This is a genomic window from Commensalibacter communis (assembly GCF_947179015.1).
Lineage (GTDB): Bacteria > Pseudomonadota > Alphaproteobacteria > Acetobacterales > Acetobacteraceae > Commensalibacter > Commensalibacter communis.
The window spans coordinates 833,234-848,393 of record NZ_CAMXCM010000001.1; the positions used below are offsets into that span (position 1 = coordinate 833,234).

Genomic DNA, 15,160 nt, shown 5'->3' on the forward strand with positions numbered 1-15,160 from the left:
TTAACAGCTAGTAAGAGGAAGATATATTTTTATATCAGTTTTTCCTTTTTGGCTATGAATATCAATAATACCACCATGGTCGTTGATAATTTTACCACACAGAGCCAATCCAAGTCCTGTTCCATTTGGCCTACCGCTGACGAATGGCTCAAATAAACGATGTTTAATGGATTCAGGAATACCAGGTCCATTATCTCGAATAACGATCATCAACGGTGATGTGACTCTTTTCTTCGTTTTTACGATATTCATAATAAGATTAGGTTCATATCCAATAATCAAAGTAATTTCACCATCTGTACGGTTGTTACCTATAGCTTGTGCCGCGTTTTTAATAAGGTTAATAAAGACTTGGATCAATAGATCTTTGTCTGCTTTAATTAATGGTAAGGATGGATCGTATATAGTCTTAATTTGAACAAAAGATGCAAATCCATTTTCGGCAATTTTCTTGACATGGGCTAATACGGAATAAATATTTACATCGCTGATCTGAAGTTTTTGATTGTAAAAAATTGCCGTGCGGTCAACTAGATTTTTAATTCTTTCAACTTCGTCACAAATCAATGTTGTGAGCTCTTGATCCTCTATATATAAAGATTTTTCAAGTAACTGTGCTGCTCCTTTGATTCCAGATAATGGGTTTTTTATTTCATGCGCCAGCAAGGCAGCCATATTGGCAACGCTTCTTGAGACTTTATGAAAACTAGCTTTTTCTTCTATGGTTTTTACAATAGAGTAATCATGAATTGTTAACGTGATGAATTTTTTATTTTTTATAAATGGTGCAATATATAACGTTATTTCTTTGATGGCTTGGTTATATGTGAAAATTTCTACTTCATACTCAACAATCCCTCTTTTTTTCGATTGAACTTTTTTAATCAGTTCTGAAACAGCATGCGCATTGGGAAAGAAAGAGTATAAAGAGCTTTGTTGAATACTTTTCTTAGATACCATCAAAAAATCTTCGGTGGCACCATTGATATAAACGATATTAAATGAATCATCTATGACAATCAAAGGTGTCGGCAAAGATTCGATAATGTCATAGCCATTTAAATTTTTAGGATGATATTCGATGTTCATTTTGATTAGATGCCAAGTTATTCATAATTATTCTTGTAGTTTGATTTTCTTTCCACCACATGTAACTCATTTTACAAGCAATAGATTAATAGCTCTCTTTGCAGATTCTGTCGTATATTAGTCTAAACGATCATAATCCTTAAAATTAGGTTCTAAAATATAGAATTTATCATTTAAGGCGTTAAAAAAACCTATACTAGCTTTGTGAGAACCATAGGATGCCTGTTGTTCGTCTGGGATTGGAATAGAAATAGACATTTCATACGTATGATCTGACGGGTATCGTCTTGATCGTTTGAAGATACCAATCGCATCTGTATTACGAATCACAATTAAAATTAAAACTCGCCAATTATTTAAGTCTTGACTATTAATTTTGGGTATAAGCCTTTTTATATAGCTATTCAATTTTTGTTCAATAGAATTTAGATCTGCACATAAATGAAAATTAGTTATTTCATTTCTTAGTGAAACTCTGATTTTTTCAGATAGCATCATTACTTCATACCCTTAATCAATAATGATCTGTTGTGTTATTTATTGGTCATTTTATTTTCATAACAAATTAATTTCGAAACCTTGATTTTATATCTGTAAACTTTTAATTTTTTTATTGCAGCAATGATTCTTGTTGATGTTGAATATTTTGGTCATAAAAACTTTTAATAGCAGCGATGACATCAGCAGCATTATCCATTTGATTAATAGAGGCTCTGAATCCTGCAGAACCATGTAATCCGGCTGAATACCAAGAAATATGCTTACGAGATAATCTGATTCCAGAACGCTCACCATAGTAATCCAACATACTTTGATAGTGTTTTAATAAAATCTCTTTTTGTTCAATTAATGGTGGATCGTCTAAAAGAGTATGATGTGTAAAATAATGCTTTAATTGTGCGAGGAACCAAGGCTTTCCATAGCATCCCCTGCCCACCATTAATCCATCAGCACCAGAGAGCTGTAAAGCTGTGGTTGCGGTTTCAATATCAATAATATCCCCATTAACAATGACGGGAATAGAAACAGCATCTTTAACTTGACGAATAAATGCCCAATCCGCTGATCCACGATAAAGTTGTTGACGGGTGCGACCATGAATGGTCACCATCTTAATTCCACAGTTCTCAGCAGTCTTTGCAAGATCCGGTGCATTTAATGAATATTGATCCCATCCCATACGCATTTTTAACGTTACAGGAACATTAACGGCTTTAACGACAGCTTCCAGAATTGCAGCGGCTTTTTCTTCATCTTGCATTAATGCAGAACCCGCTTGTTGACCAACTGCAACTTTTTTAACTGGGCAACCAAAATTGATATCGATCACATTGGCTCCATGCCCAACGGCTATTCTGGCGGCTTCTGCCATCGCAACGGGATCAGACCCTGCCAATTGGGTTGAATTGAGCCCTTCGGTAAGTGGTTCAGCCATTTGTAAAGTTGTTTTATTTTCTCGAATCATTGCCCAAGAGGCGATCATTTCAGATACAACCAGCCCTGCCCCAAATTCTTTGACCAATTTTCGAAAAGGATAATCCGTTACCCCAGCCATTGGGGCAAGAATAATAGGTACATCGATAACTTTATCTTTATCAAGATAAATTGGCTTTAATATTGGAATAGTATCAGATAAAATGGTCACGTTCTTTTGCTTTCTTCACAATCTTTCAGCAACATTATCATAAAGCTTTTATTATTCAATCTTGAATAAAAGCGTATTATTAAATAATAACATTTAATGAAACCCTCAATAAGTTGGATTTTTAAATAATTATGCGTATTGCTCTTATTATCCCTGCTGCTGGTGTCGGAAAACGTTTCAGTAAAGATGGAGTTGTTCCAAAACAATATATACAATTATTGGGGCATCCTGTTATTTATCACGCTGTTAAAGCATTCTTGCCGCATGTAGACTATATTCAACCTGTTGGTGATCCTGATACATTAAATTTTATTTTACTTCCTCTGGACAGTAAAAAAATATTATCGCCTATACATGGTGGTAAAGAACGCCAAGATAGCGTCAGGGCAGGATTAGAAGCATTATCCTCTTTACCAGAAGATCAACAGCCTGATATTGTTTTGGTTCATGATGGTGCAAGACCGAATATCTCTGCTGAAATTATCCATCGCGTTGTTGACGCATTAAAAGACTATCCAGCGGCTATTCCTGCTATTCCTGTTGCGGAAACGCTGAAGCGTAATAAAGATAATATTATTGAAGAAACAGTTTCTAGAGACGGTTTATTCAGAGCACAAACGCCTCAAGGATTTCATTTTAAACCATTTTTAGAGGTTCATAGAAAAGCTGCTGGTTCAAGTGCAACCGATGATGCTGCTTTATTTGAAGATGTTGGTTTAAAAGTTGCTTTGGTTCAAGGGGATGAGAATAATATCAAGCTTACCTATCAAGAAGATTTAAAAAGATTGGAATGTTTAATGAGCAATGTGATGCTGCCTAGAATAGGTTCTGGGTTCGATGTTCATGCTTTTGAAAAAGATCGTCCTCTCTATTTATGTGGTATTGAAGTGCCGCATGAATTGGGGTTAGCAGGTCATTCTGATGCAGATGTTGGGCTGCATGCTTTATGTGATGCGATTTATGGCGCATTGGCAGAGGGTGATATTGGTGCGCATTTTCCGCCTTCTGATAATCAATGGAAAAACGCAGATAGCAAGCAATTCCTGATCCATGCAGGGGAACGGGTTCGTCGACGCGGCGGCAAGATCATTAATATTGACCTTACATTGATTTGTGAGCGGCCAAAGATGCGACCTCATATTGAACAGATGCGTGAGAAAATTGCAGGACTCTTGCAAATTGATGTTGCTCGTGTTTCTGTTAAAGCAACGACAACAGAAAAACTAGGCTTTACAGGGCGTGAAGAAGGGATTGCTTGCCAAGCAATGACAAGTATTTTATTGCCCGAATAAAATAGTATAAAGCTAGTAAGATTTATAATTTTACTAGCTCTTTGGAAAAAACTCGTTAATTTTTAGAAATACCTGAACTGATATCTCTGTGGATTCCATCCCATAATTTAATTCTATGCTCTACCGCCGCGATGGCACTTTTAAGTAAAGCAATATATTTATCGGGACTGTCTTTTAAATTTGAGATGATACTGTGAACAGCTGGACCATGTGAATCACCATCAAGCTCAATATGTCTAACTAAATAATAAACAAATTTAGGATAGTCGGATTCTTGTAATCCCCATTCTTTTAAAAGATTACTAAACATTTCAGGGATAGCATCTTCCCTACCATAGAAAAAAGAACCTAATACTTCGTGCAGACTGCCATTAATTGCTGTATCGAGGTTATGAATGACAAAGTCTTTAACATAAGTCGGAATATTTTGTTTATTAACAACCTCTTTGAATTCGATATTGGTGTTATGTTCGAATTCCTTGACCATAGTTTGGATTGGTAGTGGATCGCTGTTGACATCTTCCATGGCGTTTAGATACATTTCATAATGAGATGCATGTGACCCATCAAGATTAACATCAGTTTCTTCGCCAAGAATGATGTCATTCATTGCTCTTGCTGCTTTGTTATTACGTCTGGGGATCCAAGGAAGTGTGGTACATGTAAATTCTTGTTGTAGTCGTTTTGCTAGGCTCATAAAATCCCAAACTGCAAAAACATGATATTTCATAAAATAGCGAAGATCTTCAATTGTTTTAATACTGCTAAATAATATATGATTTCTCATTTTTTGATTAGCTTGTTGCAGTTCAGATTCATATTGTTGAGTATTATTTGATAACATTTTGTTTCTTTTCTTTTTTAATTTTCTTTCCAAAATATCGGAAATACAATTATTATATAAAAAAAACAAACTTAGTTAAATATTTTTATTATACGTTATGAGCAAAACAATAAAAATTATATGCATCCTGAATATCTATTTGAATCTTATCCAGTTTTGCTTGTTGTTCTGTATCATGCCCCCATATTTCTGCTTGAATGATTTCATCTAAATAAGCCAAATTGAATGCTTCTTGAACTGTAATTCTTTCATTTTTAAGAGCAATGCTTAAAATCATACTTCCTAGCAAAGGAACAATAATTGCAAAATAAGTTAATTCTACTGAATCTAAATTGGATAAGTAACTTTCGAACAAGTTTGTTACTTTTGGTTCTTGAACAATAGGCATGATGCCTTGGGTCGTTTTGAGCTTTGTTTGAAAAGTTTTTTCAATCCAATGAATTAGTGGAATCCATTTTTCTTGTTGTTGGATAACTAATTTTTTAGGTTGGTCAGCAAAATAACACAATAGATCACCATTCACATAAGGAAGTAAAGCATCAATGTAAATATCATGTGTAGGTGATATTTTTTCGATCATTGTTGCTGTAATTTGTGTCATAGGCAAATCATTAAAAGAAAAATAATCTTCTTTTTGACTGCTAATATTTTTCCACTCGTCAGCTATTTTCTCTGCTAACAAAGGGCTTTGGACGTAGAGCTCTGTTTTCTGAGGGAGCTTTACAGGACGCTCATCCAACAAGATTTGATAGCCTTTATCATTACGAATAATATTCACAGACTTCCAAAAGCGACGTAGTTTCGAAACCGCAGCCATAATTCTTTACGATCCTTTTTTTATTATTTCTTTTGCAAAACACCCAAAGGGTTTTTGGCCTTCTCAATGGCACCTTGACAATAATTGGTTGCTGGTTGTGATTGATTAAGAGCATTGATGTTCAAAGAGAAAACTCTCTTTTTATTCATATCAAAAGTCGTATAAGGTTTTAATAATGTTCCACCAATGCGTATCGGTGCAGAGGCACTAATTGCGCCTAACCTTATATCGGGAATAAAATGAAGATTCATTTTTTGTTCAGGGATATCAAATGTCCCCTGTCCATTAAGTGCAAACTGATTAGTTTGTACTGTTATGGTATCAAAAAATAAATCATTAGGATTAATTTGAGCTCTTAAGGCGATACATTGCGTTGATAAAGACTTTTTTAATGGCAATGTTGCCGCAGCTTGACCAATATAATGTTTAAGCCCTTCTGCTTCTAATATACCGTCAGTTCCAAATAAACCAATTTTCCCAGTGAGTGTTTTTTCCCATTCCTGCCAATTATTACCTGTGGCTGTTAAACTTCCTAAGACTGTTATTTGCCCTGTATAAATATTCGCAACGGAAAAATAATCTTCTATCCATTTCATTGGAAAGGATGAAGAAACTATTCTAACATCTAACTCTGGCGTTACTTGTTTTAGGGAATAATGAACGTCCCCTTTAAAATTGCTTTGCTTATTTGCTAATTGTAATTGAGTAAGAGAAAGTTCTCTATTTTTCCAGTCTAAATTACTTGAAAAATTATTAAAAATATTTTGATCTATTTTTATATTATTACTGAATAATTTACCGTTTATAATAATATTATTAAGTATAAAATTTTTGTTAATATTTTCAAGAGATGCCAAAGTTAAAGGGAAAGAAGCAATTAACTTCCCAGAATATAGAATATTTTGAGCATTCAGATTTCCGAAATTATTAAAATATTTATTATAGTTTAATAAGCTCAATTCGGTAGACAAAGAAGGATCTTTCCCCCCTATTGTACCGTCTAGTTTTAGATTGTAATTAGCTGAAGATAATTTTCCGGAAATAGGAAGATTTCCATCTGTTTTAAACAAGATATTATCTTGTAGAGTTTTTAATTGGCCAATATTTCCAGACCAGCGAAACATTTTTCCATATAATTGCCCAACAATCTGGGTATTTACATCGGCGTTCAAATCATTCGCAACGATCTCTGTACTAATTAACTGAAAATCATCAGGAAAAATTGCCGCATTAACCTTACCCGTGTGAAGCTGTAAAAGATCAATTTGGGGTTTACCTTGAGGATCATTCGCATTCGAGATGTCTCTAAACGAAGTGTTTAATGTAATATTCTCAATCGAAGGAAGATGCGCATGAGGGAAAAGATGGTTTAAATCATTAAGATTCAAAATCGTTCCACGAACAATAATATCGTACCCTTTGGCTTTAACGAGGCTTTTTAAAGTTCCGCTAATACGTAAATTTCCAATATTCTGATTACGAACATATTCGGTTAAGTTGACTTGGAATTTAGCAGGGGGTGTGATCGTGTCATCATTTTCAAGTAATTCAGTTAAATGGCTAATCCGACCTGCAATTGTGAATTTTGCACGATGATGAGAACCGTTGATATTAAACCTAACTTTATCTGTTTCAAGTTGATTTAATTCAGCTTGTTCGAAGAATAGATGCGCATTTTTTTTATTAAGCGCGTCATCATACCAACATTCTACATTCTCTAGTTTAACATTATTAAATTGCCATCCCCATTTACGATGAGTGAAATGTTGTGCCGCAGGTTGATCTGTTTTTTTTATTGTTTCGTTGGGTTGAAGATCCCAATTCTTTTGACCTTGAGCATTACGCTCTAAATGGATTTGGACGTTGGATAGTTTAATTGATTTGAAATGGATCGTTCTTTGCCATAATGACCATAAATTCAAATCTGCTTCGAGATTTTCTGCTGTGATAAAATGAGGGTTTTTACCCCCAGGCATATTTGATAACGTAATATTAGAAGCATGAATTTCAGGCCAAGGAAAAAAATGGATATCTAGGTTTTGTAGTGCTAACTTTCGGCCTGTTTGTTTTTCTATATTACTGTAAAGCTGATCTAAAATCATCTTACGATCAACAAAATGATTCACAGCAAATAGACTTCCCCCAACAAGGCAAGCTAACACACCAAAACTACCTAGAATAACCTTTTTTTTACTCATTTTTTAGTCCGTACCGCCGATTTTTCACTTGGAACAACAAAACCTAGATGTTCAAAAGTTTCTTTCATATGTTGAGGCAAAGGGGCCTCTACCAGTAACCGTCCTCCTGATGGATGAGGCATATCAAGTTGACGAGCATGAAGATGTAATTTTTGGGAAAAACCATCCATATAAGGCATTTCTTTGTTATATTTTTTGTCACCTAAGATAGGCGCCTTCATTTCAGCACAATGGACGCGAAGCTGATGCATACGTCCTGTTAAAGGATATAATTCAACCAAAGCAAGTTTTCTGGCCGCGAAATCTTTAACTTCATATTCTGTAATTGCACGCTGAGCCTCTTTATTCTTGGCATCAGCTGCCTCGATATGAGAGCCATTCTGATATTCGACTTTCAACAATGGTAAATCGATCCGTCCGCTCAGGGGTGACGGACGACGGGTCGTAATCGCCCAATAGACTTTTTTCATATCCCTGCTTCTGAACGCAGCAGCAAGTTTGGCCGCAGCAGCAGGATGACGTGCAATTAATAATAATCCAGATGTGTCTTTATCAAGACGATGCACTAATGACGGACGATATTTACTATCAAATTGTAAGGCTTCTAATATCCCATCAATGTGATTTGTGACATTACTGCCCCCTTGTACTGCAATACCAGAGGGTTTATTAATAACGAATAAATCATCATCTTGATAAATGATCCATTCTTTTAATTGTTTGGCTAGTTTAGGATCAATTTGTTGAGGTTGCTTTGCTTTCTCATGGTCGATTTCTACCATAGGGAAGCGAACAATCTCACCTTCCTTTAAATGTGTTGCGGCTTGAACTCTTTTCCCATCGACACGAATTTGTCCTGTACGACACAATTTTTGGATTATGCCTTGGGTAATATTAGGATTTTGTCGTTTAATCCAACGATCCAGTCTAACATCGCCGTCTTCTTTTAAAATTGAAATATGTAAAATTTTCATACAGAACGCTTTTTTCTTAGTTGATTCCAATGGGATAGTCGTTGGGCAATAGTTTCTTCTACGCCACGATTGGTCGGTGTGTAAAATTGTTGAGTTTGCATTTCGTCGGGAAAGTAATTTTGACCAGAAAAACCTTCCTCTGTGTTATGATCGTATTCATATCCTTTGCCATACCCCAGATCTTTCATCATTGCTGTCGGAGCATTTAGGATATGTGCTGGCGGCATGAAACTCCCTGTTTTTTTTGCAACTGCTCTTGCCTCATTATAAGCCTTGTATACGGCATTGGATTTTGGTGCTGTGGCTAAATATACAACAAGTTCAGCCAAAGCAACCTCTCCTTCTGGTGATCCAAGCCGTTCATAAGTTTCCCATGCCGCAATTGCAAGGGTTAACGCGTTTGGTGATGCCAGACCAACATCTTCAGCTGCAAAACGGGTTAATCGGCGGGCAATATATCTTGGGTCTTCACCGCCTTCAAGCATACGTGCAAACCAATATAGAGCAGCGTCAGGATCAGAACCTCGTAAAGACTTATGCAATGCTGAAATTAAATTGTAATGCCCATCACGATTGCGGTCATATAAACTGGCTCTGCGGCTTAAAATGCGTGTCAGGTCTTTACTATCTAAAATGGAATTCGTGGCGTGTAAAGTAATTTGTTCAACCATATTTAATAAATATCGTCCATCACCATCAGCCATAGAGATCAAATCTGTACGTGCATTTTCAGACAATGGAAGTGTTTGGTGTAATTGTTGTTCTGCCCGTGTCAATAATAGGTTTAATGCAATTTCATTTAAACGCTTTAAAACGAGAACCTGACATCTTGATAAAAGCGCACTATTAAGTGTAAATGATGGATTTTCAGTAGTTGCGCCAATCAAGATAATGCTGCCATCTTCGACAACAGGTAAAAAACCATCCTGTTGAGCCCGATTAAAACGATGAATTTCATCAACGAATAATAAAGTGCTGCGCCCTGAGTGATTACGAAATCTTAACGCCTCGTCGAATGCCTTTTTAAGATCGCTTACGCCTGAAAAAATAGCAGAAATTTGAATAAAATGTAGGTTTGTTTCTTGGGCTAGGATTCGTGCAATTGTCGTTTTTCCAGTTCCAGGATTTCCCCACAAAATTAAACTGGACAAGGACCGATGGGTTAACATGTTCGTTAAAATCCCATCTGCTCCTATTAAATGATCTTGTCCAATAACTTCTTCAAGTGTTTTTGGTCGCAGAACATCAGCTAAGGGGGAATGATCCTTGGCTGAGGTTGTAACGGATGACGGCTTTTTATCAAAAGCATTTTCAGAGCCAAATAAATCCATAGGCAATTTATTGTGCTCTGATTATAAAACGAAGTAAATTATTCATAAATCCAATAGATTATTTTGCGTGAACATTGCCATAAGAAGCTGCACCAAGACCAGGGCAGCTGCAAGGTGAACCCAACGGCACAGGATAAGGCGTATTACAAGAATAAGTTCCCGCTTTACAAGCACTTCCATACCCTGCTTTTGATTCTGTGCCGGGAGGCACAGGGGTTCCTGCTGTCCCTGTGCATGCAGCAAGCAAAAACAGTGAACCAAGTAATGAGGTTTTAATTCCTAAAAGAACAGTTTTTTTATTATTCATAGACATTTTATACTCCACTACAAATCAAAATTTGATAACAAGTTAAGATAGCATATAATTCTTTTTTCAATAAAATTTTTTTTGTTCATTTATATTTTTTATAAATAATGAGTGTTAATAAAAGTTATCCACATATTGGGGGATAAGCTTGAGGAATAACCTGTGTATGACGAAAGGATAATAATAGAATGAATTGTATAAAAACAAAAAAAATGGTTTAAGTTAATATAAAATAACAATTATTTATTGATATCAAAAATTGGATAATTAACATTTTATAATATCCAATTTTAATTCTTATATCGAAATCAATAAAATAATAAATTAATAATATAATAAGGATACGAATAATGAGAAAAAGAATTTGGTTTAATCTGTTTTTATGTTCTTTTATTGTAACAAGCCCTGTTTTTGCTCAAACGAACGATAAAAAAGCAGTTTTTCTTTTGGATAGTCATTTGCAAATCTTGTTCAAAGTTCTAAATTCTAAACCAGATATAATCAGTAAAACATGTATGGATAGTTTAAAAAAATTACGAGCTTTGAAAGAACAAATTAAAAGAACACCAAGTGACTCAGATACACAACAAGATATTAATATTGCAATGTTAAAAGATCTATATACGAATTCTATACAATTTTGCACTACAGATGTTCAGAATATTTGTAGTCATAGAGTGGAACCTAATATAAGAATTGAATGTAAAAATCTATCATTTCAAAATTAGAAAGAAAAGAAATCCTCTTTTTTCTAATTCAAATTTAAATTGAACTTCAACCATACTCATAAATGGTCTTAAAATGATAACCACAATGCCGATCAGTGGATCGATATAAGTTCTAATTTTAACGTTCTTCTCAACCGAGGATTTTTCATTACATTAATTTATTTATCAAATAAATAAGCAGCAGCATGCCACCTATTTACTTAATGTTTTTAATTCTTTTGGAAATAGTGAGATATAATTACTGAATAAAAATTTCTATTTATTAGTAAATTTTAAAACCTCTTTCAACATTATATATTCTTCGTTTGTTGGAATTGTTTGTATTAAAATCTTACTTTCTGGCTTGCTGATAGTTACAGCACCAGATTGGTTAGCTTCGTCATCGATGCTTACGCCCAACCAATTCAAAGTTTTACAAACTTCGTATCGTAAAGAAGGTGAATGTTCACCAATACCAGCTGTGAAAATAATCCCATCGACCCCTTTTAAAGAAGCAATTAGTCGACCGATTTCGCCAACTAGTCGATAAGTGAATAAATCTAGAGCTTGTTGGGCATATTCTGATTTAGCACCGTTTGTTTTAATTTCATGAATGATATCACGCATGTCGCTGGAAAGCTCTGAAACACCTAATAAACCTGACTTTTTCCAAATTAAATCTTGGATTTCATCAGGAGAAAGTTTTTCTTCTTGCAACATATATAAAATAATCGCCGCATCCATTTTTCCGCAGCGCGTTCCCATCACCAAGCCATCAAGAGGTGTAAAACTCATAGAGGTGTCGACACATTTACCATTTTTAATAGCTGTGACGCTGGCACCATTTCCTAAATGGGCAACAATGACTTTACCAGTTGCCAAAGGTGAATTTGTTTCCTGTAAATAATGAACGATATATTGATACGATAGCCCATGAAAACCGTAACGCCTTACCCCATCATCAAAATATTTCCTTGGTAATGCAAAGCGCTTTGCATAATCAGGCATTGTGGCATGAAAGGCAGTATCGAAACAAGCAACCTGGGGTATCTCAGGGTTTTTGTTCAACATGACACGTAATGGAGATAGGCTTCCAGGTTGATGCAGTGGAACAAAAGGAGTTAACGCTTTTAAATCTTCATACACGCTGTCATTTGCTAAAGCGGGTGCAGAATATTTTGCTCCGCCATGCACAAAGCGATGGCCGATGCCAATAATTGTATCATCACCAAGATGATGAAATAACCATTCAATTGTTTCATCAAAAAGTTTATCTCTGGCAGAAGGTTTAAATAATTCAGGATCTGTCCAATTCTTTTCAAAGATGATCTCTTTGTTATCATTTTTTATTATAAGATGGGGTTTGGTTCCTATTCCTTCTAATAACCCATTAGCACTACTTACAAATTCTTTATCTGTATTTTCACGATACAGAGAGAATTTAAGACTAGATGAACCTGCATTAATAATTAATACTGAATCTGCCATTCACAAAAACCTTACTAGAAAAATCTATAATATCTAGAGTATGCTTAATTACAGAAAATTATTGAAGAGTCTAAACTTGTTTTATATATGTATAATAATTAAGCTAAACTCTCAATTTTCTCTTCATTATGATCTCTGATTTATGATGAAACTTTATTTGATTTTTGTCAAAATTTTCTTAGAGAAATTAGTTTTTATTTCTCAATAGTCTTGCTTTATCTCTTTTCCAATCACGATCGGCAATGGCTTGGCGTTTATCTGTTTTCTTTTTACCTTGACCCAGACCCAAAGATACTTTTGCAATTCCTCTGGAATTAAAAAAAATATCTAATGGAACCAATGTCATCCCTTCTCTGGTAATACTACCTAGTAATTTATTAATTTGCTTTTGATGCAATAATAATTTTCGAGGAGCTCTGGGATCAAACTTTGAAAAAACGCCCCCTTGATATTCAGGGATATAGCTGTTGAACAGCCATATCTCACCATCTCTCTCACCCGCAAAGGATTCGTTAATGGTTGCTCTGCCATGTCGTAAGCTTTTAACTTCTGGCCCTTTAAGCATAATGCCCGCTTCAATTTTTTCGATAATCGAATAATTGAACGTAGCTTTGCGGTTTTTAGCGACATTTCCAAAAGAAATTAAGTTATTCTTTTTCTTCTCAGCCATTCATTTAACCTATTAATCCAACGGTCTTCAAAGCTTTGTTTACTTTTTCCCGAGAAGCTTCTGTAATAGGAGCTAATGGAAGACGACAAGTTTCGTTTGTTAATCCCAAGACTGAGGCTGCATATTTTACAGGTGCAGGATTGCTTTCACAGAACATTGCATCATGAAGAACAGATAAAAGATCTTGCAGTGCAATTGCTTCACTCACATTACCATTTTTCCATGCTTTGTGCATTTCTGCGCAAAGTTTAGGTGCTACGTTTGCAGTGACACTAATACATCCATTACCACCTGCAGCTAAATAAGAAACAGCTGTTCCATCTTCACCAGAAAGCAAGTTAAAACGTTTTTTAATGGCTCTGCGTTCTTGAATAGGACGAACTAAATTTGCTGTTGCATCTTTTACACCCACAATATAAGGATTTTCGGCTAAACGAGCCATTGTTTCAACGGACATATCAATGACCGAACGTCCAGGAATATTATAAATATAAATTGGAAATTCAGCTTCGTTCGCAATGGCAGTATAGTGTAAGAACAACCCTTCTTGAGTTGGTTTATTATAATAAGGGGTTACCACCAACGCCGCATTTGCTCCGATTTCTTTAGCGAACTTAGCCATTTCTATGGCTTCATCGGTACAATTTGATCCAGCACCAGCCAAGACTGGAACGCGTCCTCCGGAAACCTTAACTGCTATTTCAACAATTTTTTTATGTTCTTCATGAGATAATGTCGGGCTTTCCCCTGTTGTGCCAACGGGTACTAATGCAGAGGTGCCTTCTTGAATTTGCCAATCAACAAATTTCTCAAATGCTTTCACATCCAGTGAACCATCAAGATTCATAGGGGTAATTAATGCTGTTAATGAGCCCTCTAGCCAAATATTCGTCATGGAAGCAATCCTTTATATATTCACTTTGTAATTTATATCATAAAAAAATTAATGTTTTGATTGACGGTAAGGTGACGCTGGATACACGCCAAGAATAACGCATTCTTCGGCATAAAAACGCAACTCATTGATTGCACGTTTTAAACTAGCTTCTTCGATATGTCCATCAACATCAACTAAAAATTTCGTGGCTATAAAATTACCATCAGCCATACAGCTTTCTAATCGTGTCATATTGATGTTATTTGTCGCAAATCCACCCAAGGTTTTATATAAAGCAGAGGGAATATTTTTTGTTTTGAATAACAATGTTGTGAGTATGTTAGGCTCTTCAATGGCAGGTATTTCTTTTTCCTGTGCAACAATATAAAAACGGGTCGTATTATAAGATTTGTCTTCAACATTATGTCGCAAGATTTTCAATCCATTTAACTCTGCGGCTAAAGAAGAAGCAATTGCAGCGTCTTCTTTGTTATTTAATTTCGCAATAATTTCAGTCGAACCCGCCGTATCAAATTCAATAATTGGTTCAATATGTAAAGATTGTATTAATTCCGAGACTTGCCCCATTGCCACGGGATGTGTATGAAGCCGCTTTATGTCTGATATTTTAGCCCCTTTGATACCAATTAAACAATGTTCTACACGTTGAAAATGTTCGCCAACAATAAATAAATCCGATGAAGGTAATAAAGTATGAATATCAGGAACGCGTCCTACAAGGTTATTTTCACAGGGCAACATTGCTTGGTTTGCTTTGCCTGTTTGAACGGCTTTAATTGTTGAGTGAAAATCTTCACAAGGTAACGTTTCCCAACCAGGTCTTGCTTGACGACATGCAAGGTCAGAATAAGCACCAGGTCTTCCTTGGAAGGCTATAATTTTTGTCTTTGTCATTGATTG

At 35.3% G+C, this 15,160-nt stretch carries 15 protein-coding genes; 2 read left to right on the plus strand and 13 right to left on the minus strand.

Annotation, left to right across the window (positions count from 1 at the left end; translation table 11 throughout):
* From PQG54_RS03920 to dusB, 3 genes are all read right to left on the minus strand, one after another.
* Positions 1-1,089 (minus strand): two-component system sensor histidine kinase NtrB, encoded by a 1,089-nt coding sequence (locus tag PQG54_RS03920; RefSeq protein WP_271788779.1) that lies wholly within the window; start codon positions 1,087-1,089, stop codon positions 1-3.
* A gap of 117 nt (positions 1,090-1,206) precedes the next feature.
* Positions 1,207-1,587: an Imm9 family immunity protein gene (gene imm9, locus PQG54_RS03925; protein ID WP_271788778.1), complete on the minus strand. Its 381-nt coding sequence runs from the start codon at positions 1,585-1,587 to the stop codon at positions 1,207-1,209.
* 112 nt (positions 1,588-1,699) lie between these two features.
* Positions 1,700-2,734, minus strand: coding sequence for a tRNA dihydrouridine synthase DusB (gene dusB, locus PQG54_RS03930; protein WP_271788777.1), 1,035 nt, complete (start codon positions 2,732-2,734; stop codon positions 1,700-1,702).
* A 131-nt stretch (positions 2,735-2,865) separates the two neighbouring features.
* On the opposite strand from dusB, the gene PQG54_RS03935 reads away from it, so the two are divergent.
* A complete protein-coding gene (locus PQG54_RS03935; protein WP_271788776.1) occupies positions 2,866-4,026 on the plus strand; it encodes a bifunctional 2-C-methyl-D-erythritol 4-phosphate cytidylyltransferase/2-C-methyl-D-erythritol 2,4-cyclodiphosphate synthase in 1,161 nt (386 codons plus the stop codon).
* A 55-nt stretch (positions 4,027-4,081) separates the two neighbouring features.
* Here PQG54_RS03935 and PQG54_RS03940 read toward each other — a convergent pair whose 3' ends face one another.
* The 6 genes from PQG54_RS03940 to PQG54_RS03965 all read right to left on the minus strand — a co-directional run bounded on the left by PQG54_RS03940 (position 4,082) and on the right by PQG54_RS03965 (position 10,503).
* On the minus strand, positions 4,082-4,870 hold the full coding sequence (locus tag PQG54_RS03940) for a DUF3050 domain-containing protein (RefSeq protein WP_340163379.1): 789 nt from the start codon (positions 4,868-4,870) through the stop codon (positions 4,082-4,084).
* 88 nt (positions 4,871-4,958) lie between these two features.
* Positions 4,959-5,687 (minus strand): ATP12 family protein, encoded by a 729-nt coding sequence (locus PQG54_RS03945; RefSeq protein ID WP_271788774.1) that lies wholly within the window; start codon positions 5,685-5,687, stop codon positions 4,959-4,961.
* 23 nt (positions 5,688-5,710) lie between these two features.
* Positions 5,711-7,885 (minus strand): AsmA family protein, encoded by a 2,175-nt coding sequence (locus tag PQG54_RS03950; RefSeq protein ID WP_271788773.1) that lies wholly within the window; start codon positions 7,883-7,885, stop codon positions 5,711-5,713.
* A complete protein-coding gene (locus PQG54_RS03955) occupies positions 7,882-8,859 on the minus strand; it encodes an RluA family pseudouridine synthase (RefSeq protein WP_271788772.1) in 978 nt (325 codons plus the stop codon). Before PQG54_RS03955 ends, PQG54_RS03950 begins: the two co-directional genes overlap by 4 nt.
* Complete coding sequence (locus PQG54_RS03960) at positions 8,856-10,190, minus strand: replication-associated recombination protein A (RefSeq protein WP_271789523.1); 1,335 nt, start codon at positions 10,188-10,190, stop codon at positions 8,856-8,858. The genes PQG54_RS03955 and PQG54_RS03960 overlap by 4 nt, the downstream gene beginning before the upstream one ends.
* A 58-nt stretch (positions 10,191-10,248) precedes the next feature.
* Complete coding sequence (locus tag PQG54_RS03965) at positions 10,249-10,503, minus strand: hypothetical protein (RefSeq protein WP_271788771.1); 255 nt, start codon at positions 10,501-10,503, stop codon at positions 10,249-10,251.
* A gap of 344 nt (positions 10,504-10,847) precedes the next feature.
* Here PQG54_RS03965 and PQG54_RS03970 point away from each other — a divergent pair, with 344 nt between their 5' ends.
* Positions 10,848-11,225 carry a hypothetical protein gene (locus PQG54_RS03970; RefSeq protein ID WP_271788770.1) on the plus strand — a complete coding sequence of 126 codons (378 nt, stop codon included), beginning with the start codon at positions 10,848-10,850 and terminating at the stop codon, positions 11,223-11,225.
* A 255-nt stretch (positions 11,226-11,480) separates the two neighbouring features.
* Here the strand turns inward: PQG54_RS03970 and PQG54_RS03975 are convergent, their stop codons facing one another.
* The 4 genes from PQG54_RS03975 to PQG54_RS03990 form a co-directional block, all read right to left on the minus strand.
* Positions 11,481-12,692 carry an acetate/propionate family kinase gene (locus PQG54_RS03975; protein WP_271788769.1) on the minus strand — a complete coding sequence of 404 codons (1,212 nt, stop codon included), beginning with the start codon at positions 12,690-12,692 and terminating at the stop codon, positions 11,481-11,483.
* Positions 12,693-12,879: 187 nt separating this feature from the next.
* Positions 12,880-13,362 (minus strand): SsrA-binding protein SmpB, encoded by a 483-nt coding sequence (gene smpB, locus PQG54_RS03980; protein ID WP_271788768.1) that lies wholly within the window; start codon positions 13,360-13,362, stop codon positions 12,880-12,882.
* Between the two features lie 4 nt (positions 13,363-13,366).
* A complete protein-coding gene (dapA, locus tag PQG54_RS03985; RefSeq protein ID WP_271788767.1) occupies positions 13,367-14,257 on the minus strand; it encodes a 4-hydroxy-tetrahydrodipicolinate synthase in 891 nt (296 codons plus the stop codon).
* Between the two features lie 48 nt (positions 14,258-14,305).
* Positions 14,306-15,154, minus strand: coding sequence for a prephenate dehydratase (locus tag PQG54_RS03990; RefSeq protein ID WP_271788766.1), 849 nt, complete (start codon positions 15,152-15,154; stop codon positions 14,306-14,308).
* Positions 15,155-15,160: the final 6 nt, after the last annotated feature.